Genomic DNA, 26,807 nt, shown 5'->3' with positions numbered 1-26,807 from the left:
ATCGTGATCATGCTGCCTGCTGCTGCTGCTGCTGCACGGGAATTTCAATCGTGAATTCTGTTCCATTTCCTGGAGTAGAACCACAGCTAATTCTGCCAGCGTGCTTATTTACAATCACTTCATAGGCGATCGCCAAGCCTAATCCCGTTCCTTTTCCGACTCCCTTAGTCGTGAACAAATGATCATAAATTTTTTGCTTCACGTCCTCCGTCATTCCAATTCCATTGTCTTTGATTCGAATGACAACAGATTGTTTATCATCTGTCATGCCAGTTTTAATCGTAATTCGGTTGGGCTTTTCTTTGAGTGATTCAAAGCTGTGTCCCTGATTTGATTCCTCCAGTGCATCGATCGCATTCGCCAGAATGTTCATAAATACCTGATTAAGCTGTCCTGGAAAACAGGAAACTACCGGAATATTGTCATACAGCCGTACAACTTCGATCGCCGGACGTTCCTCGTTTGCTTTGAGGCGGTATTTGAGAATCAGGATTGTGCTGTCAATGCCTTCATGCAAATTGAACTCTACCGGATGGTCTGTGTCGGCTCTTGAGAATGCTCTCAGGCTGGTGCTGATATCGCGTATCCGTTCCGTTGCACCTTTCATCGAGTTAATGAGTTTGGGTAAGTCTTTGACCAGGAATTCCAGATCGATCGTTTCTGCATGGTCTTGAATCGTGGAGACCGGATCAGGATATGCCTGCTGGTACTGATGCAAATGGCTCAGCAAATCCTCAACATATTCCGTTGTGTTACCGAGGCTGCCTTTTAGGAATCCGATCGGATTGTTGATTTCGTGAGCAACGCCAGCCACAAGATTTCCAAGTGCAGACATCTTCTCACTCTGAATCAGCTGCATCTGTGCGTGCTGAAAATCCTGAATAGCTTGTTCTAAATCCTGTGCCTGCTGTCGAAGCCGTGCCTCTGACTGAAGTAAAGCTGCTTCTGCCTGTTTGCGCTGTGTGACTTCCTGCTCAAGCTGCTGATATGCTTCGACTCGCATTGCCGCCGCCTGAATTGTCTGGGCAAGAAACTGAATTTCGTTATCCGGCAATTCCGATGGCATCACAAAACGATCGATACTTTGACTTTCTGTAATCGCTTTGTTCAAACGCTGAATTGGACGCAGGATTGTCTGCTGGACTAGCATCGTCATGAGTACCAGAATCACTAACATTCCAACCAGCAGCGTCAGCGTTGAAGCCGAGAAAGTTTGCCAGGTCTGCTGCTGCAATTTTTCGACATCAAGAATCGCAACCACCAATCCGCGTTGGTCTGCTTGACCAAACAGGCTGCTGCTAAAGGGCAAAATTTCTACCAGTGCCGCTTTGCCGTCCACCGTCGTTCTAGAGCTTGTGTCTGAACCTGTGCGAGACGCTTGCTGCAAATCCTGCGCCAGTTCTGGATAAATCGAGGCATAGGGCAGACTTTGTGATACTGTGCCGCTACGAGCGAGAGTTTGCCCATCAGGACTGACGATCGCCACTTCAACCACGGTGGGGAGCGTGGCATAGTTTTGAACAATGCGCTTGATGATGCTGGTATTGCCCAGTTCGAGCAAACCTTCGGTGGAAAACCCGACTCCCTGCGTAATCGATTGGGCACGCTGCTGAAGCTCCTGCTCCAGTTTCACTTGGATCAGGAAGTAGTTTAATCCTAAGGTAGTTAAGCCAACGGTCACCAAGGAAAGACCAAATCCGGCAAGTAGTTGACGAGATAAAGAATGATTTCCAAATCGAGAGGGATATTTCTTCATGGCTTCCATGCTTTCATTGCCTCACTGACCAGTGCTCCACCGATTTCCACATCTTGTCGAATCGTGCGACCATGACGGCGATCGGTCTGCAATAGCTGAACAATTTCGGCTTGTGCAGCCTTGAGGCGACCATTTGCCTGAAACATGCGTTGGTTTAAAGCGATGTCTCCTTTTTCTAGTCCTGCATAGTCACTCGCAAAAGCTTCACCGCTTTGTCCAAGTTTTTGCCCAACGGTGTCAAATACCTGAGTCGGCTTTGTTTCGACGGCGTGCATAATGTCAAACCATGCCAGCATGAACTGCTTTAATTCTGCTTTTTTGGCATTCATCATGCTGTCACTAGACATCAATATGTCTATGACTAAGCTATCAACCTGTTTAGTAGTATGAATGACGTTGCCCTTGATCTTTGCAGCCGTTTCACTTAGCATTGGCTCCCACAAGACAGCAGCATCGATCGCTCCAGATGCAACTTGCTCCGCTGCGACCTCATTAGAATAATCGAGAATTTCGACTTCGCTGGGTTGAACTTGATGCGCTTTCAGTGCCTCTAATAAAATCAAATGATTGACGGTTCCTAGCTTTGCACCGACTCGCTTGCCGCGCAGGTCTTCAACTGCTTGAATACCCGATGTGGCAACCATTCCATCCGCCCCCGCAGAAATATTAGCCGTCATTAACACCACAGGTTTGGCATTGCCTGGATCAACCTGCATCACATCCCAGAAAGAAGTAAATGCGGCATCCAGGCTACCTCGCATTGCTGCCCGGCTAGCATCCTGGTTACTTTCAAATCGCACCAGTTCAACGTCCAGTCCTCGCTGCTTGAAAATCTCCGATGGCTCACCATAGAGTGCAACATCAAAACCAACCCAATTGGGAATTCCTACTCGCAATGGCTGGAGCGACTGATTAAACCCGATACTACAGGCATTGATCAACAGTGCGAGGGAAAGGGCGATCGCAAACAAACTGAAAAAGGCAGGCTGAATCCTGGGTCGCAGATTTTGCTTCCATTGCATCCCCAAACAAGCAGCGATCGGCGCAATTCCCATGAATTCCCTCACTAAGTCTTAGGAGTAAGGTTCAACATTCAGCATTCCCAAGGACTGAGAAGGCGTAACAAGAATTTTTAGGGAATAATAAAAAGAATCTTTTAGTTCCCTTGTGTCCGATCGCCCTAAATTTCAACTGGATTGGTTACAAATAAAATTGGCAAAATTTGAACTCTTGTAAAGAACCAGCACAATCTGTAAAACAAACGAATCAAATTAAAGAAATTCTGGGGATGATAAACGAATTATAGATAGCTCCAGCCTCACTCCGGTTTGGGCTTACTACGAGGAAAGACATTATGCAGATTTCGCTTCAAACTGCCTACAAAAATCTCTGCTTGCTGGATCAGGTAGATATTGCAACAAGCGCATCCTATCGGCAGTTGGCTCAAGACATTCTTGCTGATCCCTCGATTAGTCTGGAATGGCGACAAGCCATTAGCGATCGTTTGAATCGTGCTAATTATTTGCTGACTCTGGTTACAGTGAGCGGCGACGATAGCTATTAAAAGAAAAAGCTGATTGGCAGCAATTGGCAGGAAAAGGACTGTGTAGCAGTCATACTGTAGCAGTCACAAGGAGCTTTAAAACTGGGTTGTAAGGGAAATCCCTCTTGCAGCCCCTTTGTTTTTAGGCTTATTGCTCAACGCAGCTCAAAGCGTTTTTTCTTCTGGACGAGCGCAATTTGTCAGGCTCTGTTGGCAAGGTTAAGGAAAACCAAAAAAGATAATTTTGATACCATTTGCCGTCAGTAAATTCAGTGATTGGGAATCAATAGTTTACGCCGAAATAAAACTTTCTCTACAAGTAAACACCCCTCACCATTGATTGATCTGGGGTTAACCCGTGGCTGACCTACTAATTGGCTAATTTGAAAGTCTTTTATAAAGTTGTGTTTCGTGTTGCCGTTAAGAACAGCGAGTAGCAATGCTATGATAAAAAACGCTTTTGCCTGAAGCATTGCGTAAAACACCCCCTGAAAATTCTAAATTTGTTAGTTTTTAATGCTCCAAATGAATGCTTCAAATGATTGAGTCAATGAAAGTTCTCGAATTGTTACGAATGCTGCTAAATGACACCCAGTTGAGAATGCAGATCTGACAATTTCCTTAAGACCTGTGATGCGATCGCATAACTTATTAGAGAATCTCTCAATTAGCTCTCGAAGCGTCGCTTTTGAAACGAGATAGAAAAACACCGGTTTTTGCCCCCACTTCCTGCCACTTGTAAGGCATTTATCAATGAACAGTAATCAACTGCCACCGAAACAAGGTCTCTACGATCCACAATTTGAACACGACGCCTGCGGTGTTGGCTTCATCGTTCACATGAAAGGGCAAGCCTCCCACGACATTGTCGAGCAGGCACTCACCATTCTGCTGAACATCGACCACCGGGGTGCCTGCGGAGCCGAAACCAACACGGGCGATGGAGCCGGAATTTTGCTCCAGATTCCGCACCAGTTTCTGAAGAAAGTCGCGGCTACCGAAAACATCGCGCTTCCAGAGGCAGGTCGGTATGGGGTGGGGATGATCTACGGTTCCCCTGACCCTATCCGGCGGGAAGAAGGTCGCCGAGTGTTTGAGCAGATTGTGGCAGAAGAAGGGCAGAAGGTTCTGGGCTGGCGCGATGTGCCAACAGATAACGCGTCGCTGGGCAATTCGGCAAAAGCGAGCGAGCCGTTTATGCAGCAGGTATTCATCCAGCGAAATCCAGACCTGAAAGACGATCTGGCGTTTGAACGGAAGCTCTACGTGATTCGCAAACGATCGCACAGTGCCATTCGATCGCCCCAAATTGATTCTGCTTGGTATCCCTCTAGTTTGTCGTGCCGCACGATCGTCTATAAGGGAATGCTAATGCCCGTTCAGGTGGGGCAATACTATTCCGACCTGCATGATCCCGATCTGAAAAGTGCGCTGGCGTTGGTACACTCGCGCTTCAGTACCAACACATTTCCAAGCTGGGAGCGATCGCACCCTTATCGCTACATTGCCCACAACGGGGAAATCAATACGCTGCGCGGCAACATCAACTGGATGCACGCCCGTCAGTCTCTGTTTGAATCAGAGGCATTTGGGGAAGACATTCACAAAATTCGCCCGGTGATCAACATTGACGGCAGCGATTCGCTGATTTTCGACAACGCGCTGGAACTGCTGGTGCTGGCGGGACGATCGCTCCCCCACGCCATGATGATGATGATCCCGGAACCGTGGACAGCGCATGAGTCGATGAGTGATGAGAAAAAGGCGTTTTACGAATACCATTCCTGCCTGATGGAACCGTGGGATGGTCCTGCCTCGATCGCCTTTACGGATGGCACCATGATGGGGGCAGTGCTCGATCGAAATGGGCTACGTCCTTCTCGCTATTACGTCACGCACGATGATCTGGTGATTATGGCATCGGAGGCGGGTGTATTGCCGATCGAGCCAGAGCGGGTGAAACAAAAGGGAAGACTGCAACCGGGACGGATGTTCCTGGTGAATATGCAGGAAGGGCGAATTGTTGCTGATGAGGAAATTAAACAGCAGATTGCGACGGAGAATCCCTATCGAGAATGGCTGGATCAATATCTGGTGGATTTAGCACAGTTGCCGGAAGTGAATCTTGCCGATCCGGTTCTGGCAGCGAATCCTGACCTGACGACCGTAATGCAGCAACAGATCGCCTTCGGATACACCTTTGAGGAAGTGCGCTTACTGTTAACTCCGATGGCGCGAGATGGCGTAGAAGCCGTGGGATCAATGGGATCAGATACGCCGCTCGCTGTGCTGTCCGATCGCCCTAAGCTGCTCTACGACTATTTCCAGCAGCTATTCGCGCAGGTGACGAACCCGCCGATCGACTCGATTCGCGAAGAGATTATTACGTCTGCGGATACGACGATCGGATCGGAGCGCAATTTGCTGGAGCCAGTGCCGGAAAGCTGTCATTTAATCAAACTGAAAACGCCGATTCTTAGCAATGAAGACTTGGCGAAACTCAAGGGATTGAACGCGGACGGCTTTAAGTCGGTGATGATTCCGTCACTGTTTGATCCAAAGAACGGTGTACAGGGATTAGAACAGGCGATCGAATCTATCTGTGAACAGGCAGATCAAGCGATTGCGAATGGCGTAAATATCTTAATCCTGAGCGATCGGGGAGTGAATGCAAAGCAGGCTTCCATTCCTGCCCTGCTGGCAGTTGCCGGACTGCATCACCATCTGATCCGCCAGGGAACCCGGACGCGAGTGGGAATTGTCCTGGAGTCGGGCGAACCGCGCGAAGTGCATCACTATGCGACGCTGATTGGCTACGGCTGCGGCGGAATTAATCCCTATCTGGCGTTTGAGACGATCGCAAACATGATTGATCAGGGCTTGCTGGTGGGCGTAGACTACAAAACCGCCTGTAAGAACTACATCAAAGCCGCAACAAAAGGCGTGGTCAAAGTGGCTTCCAAAATTGGAATCTCGACGCTGCAAAGCTACCGGGGCGCGCAAATCTTTGAGGCGATCGGCTTGAATCAGACTGTGATCGATCGCTACTTTACCTGGACGGCTTCTCGCATTGAAGGGGCTGATCTAGAGGTCATTGCCAAAGAAGCAGTATCGCGTCATAGTCATGCGTTTCCCGAACGGGAAGTCAACGGTCACACGCTGGATGTGGGCGGCGAGTACCAGTGGCGGAAAGAGGGCGAGGCACACCTGTTTAGCCCAGAAACGATTCACGCATTACAAAAATCGGTTCGCACGGGCAGCTACGACCAGTACAAAACCTACGCCCGACTGGTGAACGAGCAAAACCAGAAGCATTTCACGCTGCGTGGTCTGCTCGACTTTAAACCCCGCCAAGCGATCCCGATCGAAGAAGTGGAACCGATCGAATCAATCATGACTCGCTTCAAAACGGGAGCAATGAGCTACGGCTCGATCTCCAAAGAAGCCCATGAGGCGTTAGCGATCGCGATGAACCGGATCGGCGGTAAATCGAATACGGGGGAGGGCGGCGAAGATCCCGAAAGATATACCTGGACGAACGATCGCGGCGATTCAAAAAATAGCGCGATCAAGCAGGTTGCCTCAGGACGATTTGGCGTGACAAGTCTCTATCTCTCGCAGGCGAAAGAGATCCAAATCAAGATGGCACAGGGGGCAAAACCCGGTGAAGGTGGACAGTTGCCCGGTCGCAAAGTCTATCCCTGGATCGCCAAAGTGCGTCACTCGACTCCGGGCGTAGGTTTAATTTCGCCGCCGCCGCACCACGACATTTATTCGATCGAAGACTTGGCGGAACTGATTCACGATCTGAAGAACGCCAATCGCAATGCCCGGATCAGCGTCAAGCTGGTGTCTGAAGTGGGAGTCGGGACGATCGCTGCCGGAGTTTCCAAAGCTCATGCCGATGTCGTGCTGATTTCTGGATTTGATGGCGGCACGGGAGCCTCGCCCCAAACTTCGATCAAACACGCCGGGTTGCCGTGGGAATTGGGACTTGCAGAAACGCATCAAACGCTGGTGCTGAACAATCTGCGATCGCGCATCGTGGTCGAAACCGACGGACAAATGAAGACCGGACGCGATGTGGTGATTGCGGCTCTGCTGGGCGCAGAAGAGTTTGGCTTTGCCACGGCTCCCCTGGTGACGCTCGGCTGCATCATGATGCGGGTTTGCCACTTGAACACCTGTCCGGTAGGCGTGGCGACCCAAGATCCGCAGCTGCGGAAAAACTTTGTGGGCGATCCTGAACATACGGTGAACTTCATGAAGTTTATCGCGCAGGAAACTCGCGAACTGATGGCAGAACTCGGCTTCCGCACGCTAGACGAGATGGTCGGACGAACGGAGGTACTGGAAGCGAAGCAGGCGATCGATCACTGGAAAGCGAAAGGTTTAGATATTTCCAAGATTCTGTATCAGCCAGAAGCTGGTGATGAAATTGGGAGATATTGTCAGATCGCTCAGGATCATGGTCTGGAGAAATCTCTGGATATGACGGTGCTGCTAGATCTCTGTAAAGGGGCGATCGAAAATGGTGAACCCGTCAAAGCCACCTTGCCGATTAAGAATATCAACCGCGCAGTTGGCACGATTCTCGGCAACGAAATCACCAAACGTCACTGGCAGGGATTACCGGAAGATACCGTTCATTTACACTTCCAGGGAAGTGCCGGACAAAGCTTTGGGGCATTTGTGCCAAAAGGGGTGACGCTGGAACTGGAAGGCGATGCGAATGATTACTTTGGGAAAGGGTTGAGCGGCGGCAAGATTATCCTGTATCCGCCCAGGAACTCGACCTTTGTGGCAGAAGAAAACATCATCGTCGGTAACGTTGCCCTGTATGGTGCGACTTCTGGCGAAATGTACATTCGCGGTATTGCCGGAGAACGCTTTTGCGTCCGTAACTCTGGGGTCACTGCCGTGGTGGAAGCGGTGGGCGACCACGGCTGCGAATATATGACGGGCGGTAAAGTCGTGGTTCTGGGAACAACGGGACGCAACTTTGCAGCAGGGATGAGCGGCGGCGTTGCCTACATCCTCAACGAGTCCGGTGATTTTGCCAATCGCTGCAACAACCAAATGGTCGATCTCGAAACTCTGAACGACCCCGAAGAAATTGCCGAACTGCGGCAGATCATTCAAAACCACGCTGCCTATACCGGAAGCGAAAAAGCCAAACAGGTGCTTGAACACTGGGAGGCGATACTGCCCAAATTTGTCAAAGTCATGCCCAGAGACTACAAGCGCGTATTGCAGGCAATTAAGAATGCGATCTCTGCCGGACTCAGTGGGGATGATGCTCTGACCGCTGCCTTTGAAGAAAATGCTCGTGATGTTGCCCGAATTGGAGGAAGTTGAGACATGGGAAAACCAACTGGCTTTATTGAATATCTGCGCGAATTGCCTTCAGAACTGGAACCTCTAAACCGGATTCGGAACTGGGATGAGTTCCACCTGCCCATGCCGGAAGACCGACTCCGCACGCAAGGGGCACGCTGCATGGACTGCGGCACGCCTTTCTGCCATACCGGAACCATGATTAGCGGCATGGCGAGCGGTTGCCCGATTAATAACCTGATTCCCGAATGGAATGATCTGGTGTATCGCGGTTTGTGGCAGGAAGCCCTCGATCGTCTGCACAAAACCAACAACTTCCCCGAATTTACCGGGCGCGTCTGTCCTGCTCCCTGCGAAGGTTCCTGCGTCCTGGGTATTCATAACCCTCCGGTGACGATCAAGAACATTGAATACTCGATCGTCGAAAAAGGCTGGGAGAATGGCTGGATTACCGCAGATCCCCCCCCGAAACGGACGGGCAAAAATGTCGCGATTATCGGATCAGGTCCGGCTGGACTGGCGGCTGCCGCGCAGCTCAACCGGGCGGGTCACTGGATTACGGTTTATGAAAGAGCCGATCGTCCCGGTGGACTGCTGATGTACGGCATCCCCAACATGAAGCTGGACAAAGAACAGGTCGTGCTGCGCCGCCTGGGAATCCTGGAGCAGGAAGGCGTGAAGTTTATCTGCAATACGGAAGTTGGAAAAGACATCCCTGCGGAAACGCTGCTGAAGGAATACGATGCGGTGGTTCTTTGCACGGGCGCAACCAAGCCGCGTGATTTGCCGATCGAAGGTCGTCCGCTCAAGGGGATTCACTTCGCAATGGAATTCCTGACGGACAACACCAAAGCGGTGCTCGATCGCCAGCCCGGAGACTCGTTCATCTCAGCGGCAGGCAAAGACGTGGTGATCATCGGCGGCGGAGACACCGGAACCGACTGTGTCGGCACTTCGATTCGGCACGGCTGCACCCAGGTCGTCCAGCTCGAAATCATGCCCAAACCGCCCTCTGAGCGAGCAGCAGACAACCCTTGGCCCGAATGGCCCAAAGTCTACAAAATGGACTACGGACAGGAAGAAGCCGCCGCACTGTATGGTCACGATCCTCGCGCTTACCTGACAACTGCGACCCACTTTGAAGGTGATGCCGATGGCAATGTCAAAGCTGTTCATGTGGTTGATGTGCAGTGGGAGCGGAACGAGAAAGGGCAATTCATCCCGAAACAGATTCCCGGTACAGAGCAGGTCATTCCTGCTCAGCTTGTCCTGCTGGCAATGGGATTTCTCGGACCCGAACAGCCCCTCCTCGATGCCCTCGGACTCGATCGCGATCCACGCAGCAATGTGAAAGCGGAGTATGGCTCCTATGCCACTAGCATTCCGGGCGTGTTTGCCGCAGGCGACTGTCGGCGGGGTCAAAGTCTCGTGGTCTGGGCAATGAATGAAGGGCGAGGGGTTGCCCGCGAGTGCGATCGATATCTGATGGGCACGACTGATTTGCCTTAGGTTTGTGAATTCAATAACCTGTAATTCCTGATCAGGAGTGCTTTTTGTGGGGTGGGTGTTCCCTCACCTGCCCAGTTCGAGCCGCAGACACTGACCTAGCTTTTGTTTTCGTGCTGATAGCTTGACGGACGATCGCTGGCAGAATCTTGATCGGCAGCGTGGAACTGTTGAGCGGTTCCCGTACCCACGATATTGCCAACATTACTGTCTGTGATATTAAAAGTGTTGCCAGCCGATCGATGGCTCAGTTCCTTTAAGGCGATCGCCTGACTGCCAGTAGCCGTAGCAAGTTGGCTAATCAATTGCTCACTTTCTGCCAGCCTTCGTTTTGTTTCTTCGTATTCGCGGTAAATCGAGTATTGAATCGTTTCTTGTCTGACGTTCCCGTTATCAGTGTTCTTATAAATTAAAGCGAGTCGTTCCTCAATCAGGCGTTCATTGAGCGAATCATTTGTGCTTCTAATTTTTGCAACCCACAAATCCTCGCGCTGTTCAATGCCTCTCAGCTCTAGATTTAGCTCTGGTGCATCGGTCTGTAATTTGTAGAGTGCAAGGCTAAGCGCAGCAATATTAAATTCGCCTTTGAACACTAGCTCCACTACATCTTCTGGTTCTGCATACAGTGCGGCAAACTCCCCCGGTTCAAAGTAGCGATCGGCGGGATAGCGATCGATCGGCTCTCCGTCCTGATATTTACGAAAAATATAATCGCATCGGACATTTGTAAAACAGGTCTTGCTGCTCACGCTCCAATCCTCAATACAAACGCCGGTCATGTCTGCCCCCGTAAAGTCTGCCCGCGCAACTTGGGCACGAACCAGAATGCTCCCTCGTAAATCTGCGCCTCGAAAATCCGCTTCCGTACAATTGGCATCGACAAGGACACTGTTTCGTAAATCGGCAGAGTTAAAGGCTGCTGCCGTTGCCTGAACCTGAGTCAAACAGCTATCTCTTAAATCCGTTTTACTCAAATTAGCACCCGTTAAATTTGCACAGGTAAAATCGAAGTCGCGCAAATCGGTTTTTGGAGGTATATAAGCGCCCCGAAGATTAATCGAGCTAAAGTTTCGGTCACAGCTGATTCCCTGAGTCAGAAGTTTCTGAACCTTGGTATTTCCTAGATCAAGGTAGCGGCTATCCACCCTAGCGAGTTCCAGCCCGGTAACACCCTTGAGGATCGATCGGTGCAGAGAACGAACTCTAAAATCTGAATTGGCAAGATTTGCGCCCGAAAAGTCTACGTTGCTTACGTCGAGATCGTAAAACGAAGTTCCACCGCAGGCTGCAAGAGCGATCGTCCAGAGTCGAAGGAATCTGAAGTTTTGAGCTGCCTTTCCTTCGAGTTGAGCAACTGATAATCCTGCTGCCACCACAAGCATTCCCGCTACAAATCCTAACAGCAGCTTGATAGGAATAAAGTAGTCTTGTGAAAAGGACGATTTTCCCGGAAAGTCCTGACCGACTTGGTAAGCAATAAAAGTTGAAATGGAAACTACAGCAACAGCAATAATTCTTTTTGAAAAAGCAGTTTGTTTTCTGGATAAACTGCTAATTAGAAATAGCGCAAAGACACAGCTTAAGAGAGCAAGTGAGATGCTGCCAAGAGCAAGAAAATTGAATAGGAGAGAAAGTCCAATGAAAATGGAACTCTTTAGAGCAACTGCGGCTAGCACAGTAAGGACGATCGCAATCAGAAAAGATCTCCCCAGGGAAGTTGCAAATCCACAATAAACACAGTTCCAGATCCAGGCGAAAGAGACCGTCAGTAGAACAATGAGCAGGGTAATTGAGAGCGCTGGAGGATCAGTGAAAGCGATGCGACCGCCATAAGCTCCGAACAACCCTGAAAAGAATCCAGAAAGAAAGATTGAACTAAGAAGTATCAGGTAGGTTGATCCATATAAAACAGAAGGCTGACCGCAGACAACGCCGCGCAGATCTGACGGCAAGGATTGCTGTGAAAACTTTTTGCCGTAGATCGATCGCCTTGTTATCATCAGTCTTTGTCAACTTTTTTATTAATTTACTAGGAGAAGGTAATGAGTCAGTATTCTCTTTTGAAGAATGAGATTGTTGGAGGAGCTATAGCAAGGTACTTTGACGAAAGTATACGAGACTATGTTACAAGTAACTATCCAACGGGACAGATTAAGCCGCCCTCAGGGTCAGCTTTAAAACCCGTTACCGGAAGAGAACTGGCTAAATTTGTCAATAAATATTATGCACTGAAAGAACAGGATTTGATGCGTAAAACTTTGGGTTCTTCCGATTTTCTGCCCTTTTCTTTCTTGAGCAAAGGACTTCGATCGGGTGCTCCAGTTTGCCTGCTACTTAGGCAGTACACAGACTTTAGCGTTCACGAAATATTTGACGCTATTCAAGTGAACAATTACAGCACTAGAGAACTCAGCAATCTTCTAAAGATTAAGAACTATAAAGAATTTTGGAAGGACTATGAATTTGTATCAGAAGCTTTAGAGAAAGTTGATGATATGAAAACACGCCTTGCAGAATATATCAAAAGTGAACCTTTAGCAGTGGGTACAGGGTTTCTGGTCGGCAAGAACCATATCCTGACCAATCACCATGTTCTGCCCACTGCCTCGATCGCGGGCGACTTTATTGCTCGGTTCAAATATGAGATTGATTCCCAGGGAAGTGAACTGGATTTTGTGGATTACAAACTTGATCCAAAGTTCTATGTTTCCAATGACAACGACCTGGATTATGCCATCATCAAAATTCTTCCTCTGGACAAAGAAGAGCGCAGAAAAGTACGGGTAACGTTTCTGGAAGCTGGAGATAACTTTGGCTGGCTTCGTTTGTTGAAGGAGGAGGATGAGGCAGTTGCGATCCCTCCAATTCCTTGTCTGAAACGAACCAATTTTCTGCCTGCCGTCTTCCGGGAGGTCAAGAAGTTGTTTGAGCAAGCAATGTCTAAGATGCCTACCAGCCGGGTCATATCCCCAATTATTGGTGAGAATGCCTGGGCTAGATCCTTGAGAAGCGACAAAGCTTTTCAGGAGGCATTAGAGCCGCAGGTTAAAGATAGACTGCAGGTTCAAGGATTCATGGGGCAAGCGGTTAGCATTATTCAACATCCCAAAGGCAATCGAAAAGAAATTGTTGTGTACGGCAATCAGGTTCAGGCAATCTACCAGAACTGGATTCAATACGAAACCGATGCAGAACCAGGAGCTTCGGGAAGTCCTATCTTTAATTCTCAATGGCAGCTTGTTGGCATCCACCACTCTGCTCTGATCGATGCAGAAGAGGGTCAAGTGGTGGGCTATATGGGAACTCGCGTCTGCCGGATTGTAGAAGATTTGAGAAAACAAGCGGAAAAGACCAGCGATGTAGAACTTAATGCAAAACTTCATGACTTCCTGGATCGGTATGTTGACAATCCAAGCAGAGGCAGAATTTTTATTTCAGCAGGACGCAAGAGAGATTTTGGATTAACAAACGAAGCCCAGTTTGAAGCCGATGTTCTATTTAAGCTTGGCAGTAAAATTGTAAAGCAGATTCAGTTAGAATCCGAGCAGCATGATTATGGCTTAGAAGCTGTTCATATTCAACAACAGTCTGCCGAAACATTAAGTCATGGCAATAAAGCGATCGAGTGGCTTCAGCAATATAAAAAAGACTATCAGCCGGGTCACGTTGCTCTTGAAATTCTCCTGGATGCCGCTCCTCAAACTGAGGTCTTTTCAGACAATGAGCAACTTGCTCAGGATGTGCGAGAGAATGTTCGTGGTGCAAAAGTCTATTATTTTCGGAATCGGGCAGAGCGTAAGCTCAATGCTGAGCTAGTTTTGAAGGAGTACCTTAGAGTTGCTGAGCTGGTAGACAAAAAAGCAAATGGGCAGCAGTCCTATTTTCCTAGCCAGGGGGCGCAGCCCGACACTGCCGTCAGAAGAATTGCATTCTGCGCAGATGTTTCAATGCCGTCGCTGGTTCTCTACGCTGGATATGTAACTAATGAAGAAGATCGCAATCTCTTTGATGACCAGTATCTCGATCAGCTAGCGGTTGGAATCGCGCATGGCGTAGTGATCTGGGCGAATAGCTTGAGTCCAACCGTTGTCTAATTGCTTTTTGGAACCAATACCGGAGTGAGATGCTCTGCGATTCCTTCCATCTGAATCGCAACCTGTCCTAATTGATACGCCCGCTCGATCGTCTCCCCTGCCCCCAAGGCATCATAAAACCCGATCGCAAACTCGATCGCTGCCCGATCGCCGATCGCCTGATTCATACCAATGACATAGGGGATGTGTTGGGCGATCGCTTGTGCCTGACGTTCTGAGTAGCAGGCATTGAGGACGACGCACTGAACGCGATCGGCAAATAGCTCAAACAGGGTCGATAGGGCTTCTGTGCTGATGAGTTTTGGCTGTCCAACCTGATCTTCTAAAATGATTCCCTCCTCGAAGGTTCCTGCTGGATTGACGGGTGGATCAACGAGCTGGAATTTGCGCGCTGCGTCTGGGAATTGAGTATCAGCAGATGGGGTATGAGTTGGGCGACCGATTCCATGTCCAGAAAAGTGGACGATGGAGGGGTTACATTCCAGCATGGCTCGCTGTAGGTCTCTGGGACGCACCGCCCATTTCTGGATTAGTTCAAATCGATCGCGGTATTTCGATCGCTTCAATCCCTCTTCGATTTCCCGGACTTCCTCATCCAGCCTTAATCGTGCGGTGGTGAGCGGTTGCGCTGCCAGGAAGAGAATTACTTTCTTATCGTTCTCTGATTCTGGTGAAACTTCAGCTTTTTGGGTTGCCGCATTGTACTGAATTGAGCCAGAGCCAACCAGATTGGTGATGGAGCTGTTGGATATATTAAACGTATTTTGGGTAGGGTCTGAGTTGGATTGAGGCATCTAGAAATTCCTGAAGGCAAGGCGTCCAATGAGGTGGGCTGAGAGTGGGTTGACGCCACGATCGCGTCTCTTGAATCCGAAAAAGCAGCTATCCCCTGGGTGGCTGCTCCTATACTATTTCAACTCGTCTGCGCTCGGACAACTCTTAAATGTCCAGATCTGTCGGGGGTTCATCGTGGTATCCCGGAACTGCTGGGGCATCGTTTCACCCAAACCCTTGAATCGCTGGATCTCGTACTTGGCGTTTCTCGTTTGTCCTGCTGGCAATGGGATTTCTCGGACCCGAACAGCCCCTCCTCGATGCCCTCGGACTCGATCGCGATCCGCGTAGCAATGTGAAAGCGGAGTATGGCTCCTATGCCACTAGCATTCCGGGCGTGTTTGCCACAGGCGACTGTCGGCGGGGTCAAAGTCTCGTGGTCTGGGCAATGAATGAAGGGCGAGGGGTTGCCCGCGAGTGCGATCGATATCTGATGGGAGCCACAGATTTACCCTAAGGCAACGTCTTTGAGATGTCCTGAATTGCACATCCTCTCCCATTTCAAGGAGTGCTGTTCTAAAAGAGCGAGGGGGGACTTTGAGTATCGGAAGGATGCTCAGTTCCCCTCAGAATTGACCCGTTCGGAGGGTGATCTGGGTTGCAATCGCGGCCCTTAAAACACCCTCTGAAATCAAGCCGATTAGACTGTTAATTAGACTAATTATCAGATTTTTCAATATGAGAACGAATATCGTTTAAATCAATATAGCGATCGGTGGCATTTCGCAGTTCTCGTGCAATCATGCCTTCGGTTGAAACGACTGTAATGTGGGTATTTTTAGCACGCAGAAGTTCGATCGCCCGCTCAAAATCTCCGTCTCCGCTAAACAAAATCACCTGATCATACTGATCGACGGTGCTAAACATATCAACGACAATTTCAATGTCCAGATTTGCTTTTTGAGAGATGCGACCCGAACTATCGTCGTAGTACTCTTTCAAAATTTTGGTGCGAACGGTGTAGCCCAAACTGATTAGCGCGTCGCGAAAGCCTCGCTGATCCTGCGGGTCTTTAAGTCCGGTGTACCAGAAGGCATTCACCAGCTTGACATCAGTAATAGTACGGGTAAAGTATTCCAGCACCCGTCTTGGATCAAAGAACCACCCATTCTTTTGTTGAGCATAAAACATATTGTTGCCGTCTACAAAAATCGAAAGACGGTTCATCGATGAAGACATAGAAGCTCTAGACCTATATTTTTTAGAATTTTTAGGAAAAAGTTGAAGGATGGAAAGTCAAATAAAGCGTTAGAGATAGGGGTGTCAATTGCGGCCCGCTGCCATTTTCAGGCAATCAGTAAAACCAGACAAATCAAAATCAACAAAATGACCGCTTCAGGCTGTAATCAGCTACTCGTAATCAACCATTTGTAGTCAAGTCAATTTTATACGCGCAGCCGCCAGACTTGTAAAGTCAACTGTGCTGGATCACAGCAATCTGAGTTGAGAAGTCACAGCCGCCGCCGCAGTCAATCATCCTCCTAATGTCAGCGAAATGTCAGCAAAAACCTAAATTTGAGCATTATTTTGAGCATTATAAATTGAACATTATAGAATTGTTAAGTTAAAGTCAGCGATACGCCTCCAATGTTACAGCAAATCGCTCTCAGTGCAGCTCTTGACCCGATCGCAGGCTTCCTGTTGCTGATGGTAAAGGGCGTTTTCCTCAGGAGGCAGAGGATGTATCCGTCTGATACGAGCACCAGTCACTCCAGCTTCCGGCATAGAGCTTTCCCTGGGGCAAGTCTGCCATTGCCAGCGACAGCAGATTGACACAGGCCGTCACACCCGACCCGCAGTAGACCCAAATTTCTGGCGCATTTTGAATGTCTGACCATCGCTGCTGCTGAACCACCGGAGGCTGTGCCAGTCCATCTGCGCCCGTCACTTCCTGCCAGGGATAGTTCACCGCGCCAGGAATATGACCTGCGATCGGATCGATCGGCTCCCGTTCTCCTCGATAGCGTTCTGCTTCTCGCGAATCAACCAGCACAATGCCTGGATGATTTTGGCTTGCCCTGACTGTTTCGATATCAACCACCCAATCTGAACGCACCTGGGGCACAAAGTTGCCGGGTTGGGCGATCGAAGGTTCGCGGCTGACGGGATAGCCTTTGTCCTGCCAGGTTTGAAAGCCGCCGTCGAGCAGCACCACCTGATCGTGTCCGAGATAGCGTAAGAGCCACCAGAGCCGCGCCGCAAAGCCAAACCGCGAATCGTCATAAGCCACGACGAGCGTTGGTTCCTGCCCGAATGCAGCCGATCGAATGCCGATCGCCTTGAGCTTCTCTGCTAGAATTGCCGGGTCGGGGAGGGGATGTCGTCCGCCGTGTTGCCCGACTGGACTGGATAAGTCCCGATTCAGATCCAGATAAAACGCGCCAGGAATATGGCTTGTGCGGTATTGTTCCTGTCCCAGCTCAGGCTGCATCAGCGAAAAGCGACAGTCTACGATCGCAATCCGGGAATCGTTCAGATGCTCCGCCAGCCAATCAGGAGAAACAATCCAGCCTGAGCGTGAGACATTCCAGATCGGAGAGTGGGTTGAATGGGTCATTGCCTGTAATTTTGTTCTGGTTTGTTCTGGGTCGCCCGCACCGTTTCTTAGCCCTTCCATTTTGGGAAAGCCTGGCTTATCGGCTTAAGTTGATCAAAGAAAACCCGTTGCCAGCAGTGCGTCATCGGCAATCTAGAAATCCTGTCCTGAATTATCTGAATTATAGGAATTATAAATAGTAAGTGCTGTGCATCAACTCTTGCGAGTCGGTTATTGCAGTCAGTCATTGCAATCAGTGATTGCGATCGCCCCAACTGTCCGGTAAAACCTTAGAGGAGGGTCTGTCACAATTGTGATCATGAAAACCCTATTTCGACAGTGAATTTCTTGCGTGAACGGGGGCGATCGGCGTGAAAATTTGGGTCAATGAGCAAATCGATTCTTCTGGGATTATCCGGGCTTGTATTGCTTGCTGCAATGAGGTTCAGGCGCAGGAGTGCCACGATTCGTTTGAAGCAAACCTGACGACGGCTCAGAAACAGGAGGGGTGGTTTACGCAGATGCGGGAGGTGGAGTCGTGGGATGAGGTTCCGGTGAATGCATTGAAGCTGGATTAGGGGGAGTCGAGGGAGTCGAGGGAGCCGAGGGGTGGAAAGGTGAGGGGATTAGTTGGGATGGGGAGAGGTGCGATCGAGGAAGAGGGTGACCAGGGCATTGACCAGGCGATCGCCTGCCAGGGGTGCAACCTCTTTGCCATAGAGAATTTCTTGAGCAATTAAGAAAGAGATCAGGGAGCCGCAGAAGATCTGGGCAGTGGCTTCGGGGTCGGCGATGCGAAGTTCGGGGTGACGCTGGAAGTAGTCGGTCAGGATCGATCGCCCTCGCTGAATGACCGTGCGGGTGTAGAGGTTGGCGAGTTCGGGGAAGCGGGCAGATTCAGAAATAATAATTCGCAGCAGGCTCAGGAATTCTGGGTTTGCCATTTTTTGAAGAAACGATTCGGCGAAGTATCGCAGCAGTTCGGGTTCGTCGCTCAATTCCTCGGCACGGAAGATGTGCTGCATTCGATCGATCGTCACCCGTTCGATTAGAGCGGTAAATAGCCCTTGTTTATCTTGAAAGTAACTATAGATAGTTTGCTTGGAGACACCCGCCGCCGCCGCAACCCGATCCATGCTGGTGCTGGCGTAGCCCTGGCTTAAAAACACCTGCATTGCGCCCTGCAAAATCTGCTCTCGCTTGTCGCTGCTGATTACCTCAAGGGGGGAACTGCTGTGCATTGTGGCTTTGCTTGTCTCTGGCTTCAAGGGGTGGGTTTCAAAGAGGGGTTCAAGGGGGTTAAAGCTCTATCCTGTTCAAGAGGTCAGACCCAAGAATTTGGTTCATGCTCCTAGATCAGGGTCGTTTAATCCCTGCTATGTAAACAATTTTCAGGGATGCTTGTCCGGTTTGGGCGATCGCGCTAGGATTTTGCTTGTAATCATACTAGACAGTCTAGTGTGATCAAAGTTCCTTCCCCGGCTCCCTTTTCAAAACTTATTTCTCTCTGTATCTCCTTCTATCTCTTTCTTTTCCCCGTATTTCTCTGAAATCTGTCTCAAGTCCCCCTCAAAGATTTCTCTCAAATCATTCGACTCTGGCAGTTCCCCGTATGGCACAAACACTTCCCAGTTCTGAAAAGACTGCCGTTCCGCCCGTAGTTCAGCCCCGATCGCGCCGCAAAAGGGTTCTGTTGCCGATCGCCCTGTTGGCTGCCGGGGGAGGATTAACTGCCTGGTATTTTCTGTCGCGCCCCGCTACAGACGAACTACAGCTCAGTGGACGGATTGAAGGCTACGAAACAGATGTGGGCACTCAGGTGCCGGGGCGAGTCGAAGAAGTCACCGTGCGGGAAGGGGCACAGGTGCAAAAAGGACAGCTTTTAGCGCGGCTGGACGATGATGAACTGCGGGCACAGCTCGCCGGAACCGAAGCCCGGATTCAATCTGCCAAAAATCAGGTACAAAATGCTCAGCTCCAGCTCAATGTGCTGCAAACTCAGATCGAGGAGGCACAGTTGCGGCTTCAGCAAGCAGAGGGCGATACGCAGGGGCGTGTTTCTCAGGCAGAGGCGCAGGTCGCCGCCGCCCAGGCACAGCTCGAACAGGCACGGGCACAGGTAACAGAGGCCCAGGCACAGCTTGAGCTAGCCCGCCAGGATCGCGATCGATTTGCTCAGCTCGTCCAGGAAGGGGCAGTCACTCAGCAGCGATTTGACGAAGCGAATGCCGCATTTCGCACCGCACAGGCAACCCTCACTAGTCGGCAAGCAGCGGTGAATGCAGCCCAGCGTCAGATTACGGCGGCTCAGGGCGGACTGACTCAGACGCAAACCACCACGCTTAACCCCGAAATTAACACCGTGCAGCTCGATCGCCTCAATGCTCAGGTAGCGCAGGCACGGGCACAGCTCGCCGCCGCCCAGGCAGAAGTCCGCAATGCCGAAGCAGAACGTCAGCGGATTGTGGCGCAGCTCAACGATCTAACGATCAATAGCCCGATTAACGGCGTGATTACCGATCGCACCGTAGAACCGGGAACGGTCGTGACGGCAGGCAAAACGCTGCTGACTGTGCTCGATTTAAACACGGTGTATCTGCGCGGCTTTATTCCAGCAGGACAGATTGGCTTAGTCCGAGTTGGGCAGCGTGCGAACGTGTACCTTGACTCTGACCCAGACCGCCCACTGGTTGCCAGCGTGGTCGAGATTGATTCGGAAGCCTCGTTTACCCCGGAGAATATCTACTTTCGAGAAGACCGGGTGCAGCAGGTGTTTGGTGTGAAGCTGGCGATCGAGGAACCGGGCGGATTTGCCAAGCCGGGAATGCCTGCGGACGCAACAATCGAACCTAATCGTTAGCCAATATGACTCAGACTCAGCCTGCTTCCTTTGCTTCTGCCCGTCCGGTTCCTGCTGCAACAGAACCCGTGATTCGAGTGGCAGGACTGCAAAAACACTATGGCAAAAAGAACAATCAGACGATCGCCGTTCAGAGCATTGATTTTGAGGTGCAGCGCGGCGAGATTTTTGGCTTGATTGGTCCTGACGGAGCCGGAAAGACGACGACGTTTCAAATTCTGGCGGGCGTGATGGAGGCAAGCGCAGGCGAGATTCAGGTGTTGGGACGATCGCCTCGCGATGCGCGGTTGGGCATTGGCTATTTGACGCAGCAGTTTTCGCTGTATCTGGACTTGAGCCTGGACGAAAACATACGCTACAGTGCCGGACTGCGCCAGATTCCGTCCGATCGTTTTCAGGAGCGGTGCGATCGCTATCTCAAGCTGATGGATCTCGATCGGTTTGGCGATCGGTTGGCGGGTCAGCTATCGGGCGGCATGAAGCAGAAGCTTGCCCTTTGCTGTGCGCTGGTGTCGGAGCCGGAAATTTTGCTGCTGGATGAACCCACGACAGGCGTTGACCCGGTTTCGCGACGGGAATTTTGGGATGTGCTGGCGACGTTGGCAAGTCAGGGCATGACGATCGTAGTCGCAACTCCCTACCTGGACGAAGCAGAACGCTGCAACCGAATTTCCCTGATGTATGAAGGCAAGATTCAGCAGACCGGAACATTGCGCCAGCTCAGGCAAAATCTGGGTTTATCTCGACTGGAACTGCGAACTCCTCAGCTTGCTGCCGTAGAACGGGCACTGTTAGCAGCGATGCGAAGCCCTTCCCCGTTGGGTGAAACCCGCGATTCGGCTTTAGTAGACGTGCAGACCTTTGGCGATCGGCTGGATGTGCTGGTGCATTCGCCGGAAGAGGGAACGAAAACGATTCAGCAAATTGCCCAACAGGAGCGGCTGAAAATATCGGAAATCGAACCCGTTGACGTGACGCTGGAAAATGTCTTCGTGACCCAGTTGCGCCATCAGGGGGCTGAGTCGCCGTTTGTGCCCTTTCCGCGATTACTCCCAAGCGGGAACTCCTTCGGATCGGATCGCGAAGGATCCAGAGCTGCGAAAGGAACTGCGGCGATCGAAACCCATCATCTCTACAAAACCTTCGGCAACTTTCAGGCGGTTAAAGATGTGACGCTGCAAGTTCGCTATGGCGAAATCTACGGCTTGTTGGGCGCAAACGGAGCCGGAAAAACCACCACGATCAAAATGCTCTGCGGCTTACTCTCTGCCAGCGGCGGCGAAATTTCCCTGGCAGGACAAACCAGTAATTTGCGCGACCCCGATTTGCGGCGACGGATTGGCTACATGAGCCAGAAGTTCACGCTGTACGACGACCTCTCGATCGTCCAAAATCTCGAATTCTATTGCGGGGTGTATGGCGTTCCTCGATCGCAGCGACGCGAAAAAATTGACTGGGTGCTGCACATCTGCGGTTTAGAAGGACAGGAGGACTTAATCACCGGAGGCTTGCCCGGAGGCTGGAAGCAGCGCGTTGCCTTTGGTGCATCCGTCATGCATGAGCCGGAAATCCTGTTTCTAGATGAGCCAACTTCGGGAGTTGACCCTCTGGCGCGGCGGCAGTTCTGGCGGTTAATTGAGGATTTTGCCCGTCGCGGCACAGCCGTTTTGGTAACAACGCACTATCTCGAAGAAGCGGAACACTGTAATTACATGGGATTTCTGGTGGCGGGCGAGGTCGTTGCAGAAGGATCGCCGACCCAGATCAAAGCAGCGCAGCCCGGACGATTAATCGAGCTGGTAACTAACCAAAATCAGGCAGCTTCAGATTTGCTAAAAACCCAGATGGAACCCTGGCGCGTCTCGATTTTTGGCGATCGACTTCACCTGGTTTTAGACAATCCCGATCGCGAGATGCCGCAAATTAAAACCTGGCTATTTGCCTATCAGAAGCCAGACGGAACCCGCATTGAAGTTCAATCAATTCGCCCAATTTCTTTCACGCTCGAAGATGCGTTTATCGGTATTGTGCAGCGAGCAGAAGCATAGCCAATTCAGAGGACAGCGCAATGATTAAGCCGCAGCGAATTTGGTCTCAGTGCATCAAAGAATTAGCTCAGTTCCGCCGCGATCGATTAACTGTTGCACTGGCGTTTTTGCTGCCTTTATTAACACTGTTTATTTTTGGCTATGCAATTCGATTGGAAGCAAAAAATATTCCGCTCACCGTACAGGATTTAGATAATACACTGCTAAGCCGCAGTTATATCGAAAGACTCTATGCGACAAATCAGCTGAATTTAGTTGAACGTCCCTTAAATCAGTCGGTGGTTGAGATGATCGATCGGGGCAAAGCGACAGCTGGAATTATTATTCCACCCGATTTCTCGCGCAATCTTAAGAACGGCGAATCTGTTACGGTTCAAGTTTTGATAGATGGAAGTGATGTCAATAATGCGCGGGTAATTCGCGGCAGTATTGAGTCTACCACGCGGTACTTTGTCAGAGTTTCTGGACTGCAGCAAAATCAGCCATTAATTGTTCCTCGAATTCGTATTTGGTTCAATCCGGGACGCAAAGAATCGCTCTACATTGTGCCGGGAACCTGTGCGGTGATTTTATGGATTTATCCATCGCTGCTATCATCGCTGGCAATGGTGCGGGAAAAAGAACAGGGCACAATTTTACAGGTTTATGCTTCCAGTTTAAGTGCGATCGAATTGATTCTCGGCAAGGCATTTGCCTATCTAGTGATTGGTTTATTGGAAGGACTGTTAATTATCGGCACAAGTGTGATTCTATTTGGCTTGCGCTTCACAGGCGACCCGACTCCATTTTTGATTGGAACGCCGCTGTTTATTCTGGTTGCGGTGCTGTTTGGCATCATGATCGGCACAAGAGCGGCAAGTCAAAATGCAGCAGTGCAGGCAGTCGCAACGATCGGCTTTCTCACCGCTTTTCTGCTCTCTGGTTTCATTTATCCGCTCAATAATATTCCCTTTCCGCTGTCGCTTATTTCTAATATTGTTCCTGCCCGATACTACATTCCCATTATTCGGGATGCCTTTGTGCGCGGAACCGGCTGGACTGGCGTGTGGTGGGCAGTGTTAATGCTGATTCTTTTGGGATTATTTTTATTTAATCGGGCACGGCAAAGTTTGAGCCGAATGCAGTTACCGGACTAAGAGGAGGTTTGAAACGTGATCACCACGACCCGAACCCCTAATTTTAAGGGAAACCGAGTTTTCTTTAAGATGCTCAAAGTTTCCCAGGCTTGAAGAGAATAGGGGCAATGTAGAACTCTTAAGACGGATTAAACAACTTCATCAATCAGGCAAACAAAGGTGTAGTTAAGGGTGATTCAGCGATGAAAAAAGTAATTGATTATCCACTGATCGATCGCCTGCTGAATAGCCGCGTTTGGGCACTGGCTCGCAAAGAAATCAATCAAATTCTCCGCAACAAACAGCTTATCTTTTTGCTGATCTTTCCACCCACCATTCAGCTTTTAATCTATGGATTTGCACTCAGCCCAGACGTGCATTTTATCAAGATGGGCGTGGTTGATTATGCCAACAGTAGCACGAGTCGCGAACTGGTGACGGCAATGACCGAAAACCGCATTTTTGTAACCGAAAATTATTTGTATAGCGAAGCGGAATTAGGGAAACAGGTACAGCTTGGCAAAATTACCGCAGGCTTGGTTATTCCACCAGATTTCGATCGCAAGTTAAAAGAAAATGAAACCGCAGAAGTCCAGGTTCTAATCGACGGCGTTGACGCTAATACTGCCGGAATCGCAAGCGGTTATCTCTCGCAAATTATCAATCAATTTAGCCGTCGATTGAATTCCAATCCTGTGTCTCCCTTGGTCGAGCCTGAAGTTGTTTTTCTGTATAATCCGGGCTTAATTAGTAGCTGGTTTTTTGTGCCGGGCGTGTTGGGACTGGTGCTCACGCTCACCGGCTCGTTGGTGTCTTCTTCAACCGTGGTGCGTGAAAAGGATACTGGAACCCTAGAACAACTTTTGATGACTCCCGCAGAAGCCTGGGAAATTTTACTAGCAAAAATTGTGCCGCTGTTTATTTTGCTGCTGGGGGATGTGTGTCTTGCGCTGACGGTGGGTAAGGTTGTGTTTAATTTGCCTTTTCGCGGTAATTTACTGCTGTTTTTCCTGATTTCTGCGCTGTATTTATGTGTGGGAATTGGGGTCGGAATTTTGCTTGCGACCATTTCTAAAAATCAGCGGCAGGTCGTTCTCACTTCGTTTTTTATTAACTTGCCGCTCATTCAAACTTCGGGGGCAATTGCGCCGATCGAAAGTATGCCTGCCTTTTTCCGCTACCTTTCCCTGCTCAATCCTCTCAGACATTATGTGGCGATCGCCAGAGGATTTTTATTAAAAGGCGTTGGCGTGGGTGAACTCTGGATCAATATTGTCGCGCTGGCTGTTTTTGCGATCGTCCTGCTTGGCTTCAGCATCCGACAGTTTCGCAATCAGTTGAGCTGATCAAAACTAAATTACAAACTGCTTTCTACAGTCCTTACAGAGATAGCACTGTTTGCCCCGTCGATACCCGTTCTTTGAGAGCTGTTTGGATTGGCAGTGAGGGCATATCATTACTTTCATTACATCACCTGACTGACGATCGCCCACATACGGTTCCAAATACGACACCATCACGTCCTCAATTTGCTGCATCAGTCGTTGACGATGTGCCGGATCAGGACTGCGAAGTGCCGCGAGAATCAGGGCATTGGTGCTATGCACACACACCTCTGCAAGGAGACTGTACTGCGCTTCAGGCAAGGCAGGGTTTCGATGCTTCAGAATATTCGCCATAAAGCCGATCGCGTCCTGCGTCATACTTTCATCGATCGATTGAAAAATCTGACGGGCTAGATAAAACTGTACAAACACCACACGCGATACTGGATGGGTAAACAGTTCTGCGGTTGCTGATACCAGTGTGTGAATCATTTGGCGCAGTGGTAGCTGAACGATCGAAGGAATCTCTGCCTGTTGCCAAAATGCGTTTACTCGCTCTGCATGGCGTAACTCCATCGCCTTGAAGATGGCAGCTTTGTCTGGAAAAAACTGATAGAGCGAACCGATCGCCGTTCCTGCTCTGGCAGCGATCATGTGAGTAGTTGCAGCTTCATAGCCAACCTCATCAAACACTGCCGCCGCCGCATCCAGAATTTTCTCAACCCGTGCCTTACTGCGCTGCTGTTTAGGCTGGCGACGCAAATTGATGGGCGAATGAGGGCTTGACGAATGTGAAAGTTCTGTCATATTTTGGAAACACGACGGATTTTTCACAATTTTAGCTTTAACGGAGAACACCATGCGCTCGATGCTTCCTGGTGCGCCTTGGCTATTGGCACATCAATCGATGCTAAAGGTAAACCAACCCCAAAAGATTGCTTTGTATGGCGTTGATTATGTGATGTGGAAGGATGGTGTGGGGAAAATTCATGCCTTACCCAATGCCTGTCCGCACATGGGAGCAATGCTGTCAGAAGGATGGTGCGAAATGCAAAAGGACGGCACCAGTGTGGTAGTGTGTCCGTTTCATGCCTTGCCCTTTGATCCGGCGGGCTGCACTGTTCTACCGGGTTCTGGTAAGAAAACATTGCCGCAATTGAAGCCCTTAGAACTCATTATTCAAGGCGATTTCATCTGGTCATACGGTGGATACGAACCCAAGGTTCCGATTCCGACTGTGTTGAATGAAATTGCCGAGAAATATTACTTTATTGGGCATACGGGCGATCGAAGTGTTGAAACTGATTTATTAACGATGCTGCTGAATATGCATGATTACAACCATCAAAACGGCACGCATCGAGACTTGTTTCGCATTACAGACGTAGAGTTTCATCAGTTTATGGATAACGGGCATCATTCCCATGCGTTCTATGACTTGCCCACCGCGCCCTACAAGCTAACCGAAAAACTGAGAAAACCTGATTTGTTTCTGCTTCCCACCGTAATTAAGGCACACCTGGAAAATCACTTTCCTTCTCTCATCATCTTTCATGGCGAAATGCCGTTGGGCAAAGCAGTACAGTGCCATTTCTTTGTCCCAGAAGCCGAGAATCGCACTCGCACCTACATTCTGCTGTTTGGTCAAGCGAAACATCCTGCCTTTAAGCTGTTTGGCAGTACCTATCTCAAATTCGGTAAGGTCGTTATTGATCAGGATGCTGACATTTTGGGCAAGCTTTATCCCGGCACGCTGCAGAAGATTAAACTCAACAACGAAGTGGGAATGGATTGGGTACGACGCAACTTTGAGAGTTTTCCCACTGTGGTCGAACCAAATCTTTCCAAATAAT

At 49.8% G+C, this 26,807-nt stretch carries 19 protein-coding genes and 3 pseudogenes; 12 read left to right on the top strand and 10 right to left on the bottom strand.

Translation table 11 applies throughout. The features are described from left to right. Positions 1-7: 7 nt before the first annotated feature. Complete coding sequence (locus NDA02_RS15340) at positions 8-1,765, bottom strand: ATP-binding protein (protein WP_190793816.1); 1,758 nt, start codon at positions 1,763-1,765, stop codon at positions 8-10. After that, on the bottom strand, positions 1,753-2,811 hold the full coding sequence (locus tag NDA02_RS15335; protein ID WP_348255224.1) for an ABC transporter substrate-binding protein: 1,059 nt from the start codon (positions 2,809-2,811) through the stop codon (positions 1,753-1,755). The genes NDA02_RS15340 and NDA02_RS15335 overlap by 13 nt, the downstream gene beginning before the upstream one ends. A 299-nt stretch (positions 2,812-3,110) precedes the next feature. On the opposite strand from NDA02_RS15335, the gene NDA02_RS15330 reads away from it, so the two are divergent. The 3 genes from NDA02_RS15330 (at position 3,111) to gltD (ending at position 10,145) form a co-directional block, all read left to right on the top strand. Beyond that, positions 3,111-3,320, top strand: a complete 210-nt coding sequence (locus tag NDA02_RS15330) for a hypothetical protein (protein WP_190793814.1) — start codon at positions 3,111-3,113, stop codon at positions 3,318-3,320. A 732-nt stretch (positions 3,321-4,052) separates the two neighbouring features. After that, positions 4,053-8,657 carry a glutamate synthase large subunit gene (gene gltB / locus NDA02_RS15325; protein WP_190793813.1) on the top strand — a complete coding sequence of 1,535 codons (4,605 nt, stop codon included), beginning with the start codon at positions 4,053-4,055 and terminating at the stop codon, positions 8,655-8,657. A gap of 3 nt (positions 8,658-8,660) precedes the next feature. Further along, the gene (gene gltD, locus NDA02_RS15320) at positions 8,661-10,145 is read left to right on the top strand and encodes a glutamate synthase small subunit (RefSeq protein WP_348255222.1); all 1,485 of its coding nucleotides are present in this window, start codon (positions 8,661-8,663) and stop codon (positions 10,143-10,145) included. A 95-nt stretch (positions 10,146-10,240) separates the two neighbouring features. On the opposite strand, the gene NDA02_RS15315 is transcribed toward gltD, so the two are convergent. Next, positions 10,241-11,515 carry a pentapeptide repeat-containing protein gene (locus NDA02_RS15315; RefSeq protein WP_348255220.1) on the bottom strand — a complete coding sequence of 425 codons (1,275 nt, stop codon included), beginning with the start codon at positions 11,513-11,515 and terminating at the stop codon, positions 10,241-10,243. Positions 11,516-11,630: 115 nt separating this feature from the next. Here NDA02_RS15315 and NDA02_RS15310 point away from each other — a divergent pair, with 115 nt between their 5' ends. Beyond that, positions 11,631-11,876, top strand: coding sequence for a hypothetical protein (locus NDA02_RS15310; protein WP_348255219.1), 246 nt, complete (start codon positions 11,631-11,633; stop codon positions 11,874-11,876). Positions 11,877-12,637: 761 nt separating this feature from the next. Beyond that, the gene (locus tag NDA02_RS15305) at positions 12,638-14,236 is read left to right on the top strand and encodes a trypsin-like peptidase domain-containing protein (RefSeq protein WP_348255217.1); all 1,599 of its coding nucleotides are present in this window, start codon (positions 12,638-12,640) and stop codon (positions 14,234-14,236) included. On the opposite strand, the gene NDA02_RS15300 is transcribed toward NDA02_RS15305, so the two are convergent. Both NDA02_RS15300 and NDA02_RS15295 read right to left on the bottom strand, forming a co-directional pair. Continuing rightward, positions 14,233-15,030 (bottom strand): CHAT domain-containing protein, encoded by a 798-nt coding sequence (locus NDA02_RS15300; protein WP_348255216.1) that lies wholly within the window; start codon positions 15,028-15,030, stop codon positions 14,233-14,235. The genes NDA02_RS15305 and NDA02_RS15300 overlap by 4 nt on opposite strands. A 114-nt stretch (positions 15,031-15,144) precedes the next feature. Continuing rightward, positions 15,145-15,297, bottom strand: coding sequence for a hypothetical protein (locus tag NDA02_RS15295; protein ID WP_348255215.1), 153 nt, complete (start codon positions 15,295-15,297; stop codon positions 15,145-15,147). Here NDA02_RS15295 and NDA02_RS15290 point away from each other — a divergent pair. Continuing rightward, positions 15,285-15,527, top strand: a pseudogene (locus NDA02_RS15290) (glutamate synthase); the annotation flags it as partial. The gene NDA02_RS15295 and the pseudogene NDA02_RS15290 overlap by 13 nt on opposite strands. A gap of 200 nt (positions 15,528-15,727) precedes the next feature. On the opposite strand, the gene NDA02_RS15285 reads toward NDA02_RS15290, so the two are convergent. Together NDA02_RS15285 and NDA02_RS15280 are read right to left on the bottom strand one after the other, a co-directional pair. Then, positions 15,728-16,249, bottom strand: coding sequence for an NYN domain-containing protein (locus tag NDA02_RS15285; RefSeq protein WP_348246477.1), 522 nt, complete (start codon positions 16,247-16,249; stop codon positions 15,728-15,730). 487 nt (positions 16,250-16,736) lie between these two features. Continuing rightward, positions 16,737-17,627 (bottom strand): sulfurtransferase, encoded by an 891-nt coding sequence (locus NDA02_RS15280; protein ID WP_348255214.1) that lies wholly within the window; start codon positions 17,625-17,627, stop codon positions 16,737-16,739. Positions 17,628-17,977: 350 nt separating this feature from the next. Between NDA02_RS15280 and NDA02_RS15275 the strand changes: the two genes are divergently transcribed. Further along, complete coding sequence (locus NDA02_RS15275; RefSeq protein WP_190791761.1) at positions 17,978-18,184, top strand: glycogen debranching protein; 207 nt, start codon at positions 17,978-17,980, stop codon at positions 18,182-18,184. 48 nt (positions 18,185-18,232) lie between these two features. Here NDA02_RS15275 and NDA02_RS15270 read toward each other — a convergent pair whose 3' ends face one another. Further along, positions 18,233-18,874 (bottom strand): TetR/AcrR family transcriptional regulator, encoded by a 642-nt coding sequence (locus tag NDA02_RS15270; RefSeq protein WP_348255213.1) that lies wholly within the window; start codon positions 18,872-18,874, stop codon positions 18,233-18,235. 344 nt (positions 18,875-19,218) lie between these two features. Between NDA02_RS15270 and NDA02_RS15265 the strand changes: the two genes are divergently transcribed. The 4 genes from NDA02_RS15265 (at position 19,219) to NDA02_RS15250 (ending at position 24,975) form a co-directional block, all read left to right on the top strand. Then, entirely contained in the window at positions 19,219-20,466 is a 1,248-nt protein-coding gene (locus NDA02_RS15265) for an HlyD family efflux transporter periplasmic adaptor subunit (protein ID WP_190791763.1), read from the top strand. Positions 20,467-20,471: 5 nt separating this feature from the next. Continuing rightward, entirely contained in the window at positions 20,472-22,514 is a 2,043-nt protein-coding gene (locus NDA02_RS15260; RefSeq protein WP_348255211.1) for an ATP-binding cassette domain-containing protein, read from the top strand. A 20-nt stretch (positions 22,515-22,534) separates the two neighbouring features. Next, positions 22,535-23,650, top strand: a complete 1,116-nt coding sequence (locus NDA02_RS15255) for an ABC transporter permease (protein ID WP_190791765.1) — start codon at positions 22,535-22,537, stop codon at positions 23,648-23,650. 182 nt (positions 23,651-23,832) lie between these two features. Beyond that, positions 23,833-24,975 carry an ABC transporter permease gene (locus tag NDA02_RS15250; RefSeq protein WP_190791766.1) on the top strand — a complete coding sequence of 381 codons (1,143 nt, stop codon included), beginning with the start codon at positions 23,833-23,835 and terminating at the stop codon, positions 24,973-24,975. A gap of 12 nt (positions 24,976-24,987) precedes the next feature. On the opposite strand, the pseudogene NDA02_RS15245 reads toward NDA02_RS15250, so the two are convergent. Next, positions 24,988-25,080 (bottom strand): annotated as a pseudogene (locus tag NDA02_RS15245) (TetR/AcrR family transcriptional regulator); the annotation flags it as partial. A 63-nt stretch (positions 25,081-25,143) separates the two neighbouring features. Continuing rightward, positions 25,144-25,761 (bottom strand): annotated as a pseudogene (locus NDA02_RS15240) (TetR/AcrR family transcriptional regulator); the annotation flags it as partial. 52 nt (positions 25,762-25,813) lie between these two features. Between NDA02_RS15240 and NDA02_RS15235 the strand changes: the two are divergent. Then, positions 25,814-26,806, top strand: a complete 993-nt coding sequence (locus NDA02_RS15235) for a Rieske 2Fe-2S domain-containing protein (RefSeq protein ID WP_190791768.1) — start codon at positions 25,814-25,816, stop codon at positions 26,804-26,806. Position 26,807 lies beyond the last annotated feature (1 nt).

Origin of the sequence: Leptolyngbya sp. ST-U4, from assembly GCF_039962215.1 — a bacterium.
Taxonomy (GTDB): Bacteria; Cyanobacteriota; Cyanobacteriia; order Elainellales; family Elainellaceae; genus Leptolyngbya_A.
Note: the sequence above shows the minus strand (reverse complement) of the source record. Positions and strands in the feature narration are given on the sequence as shown.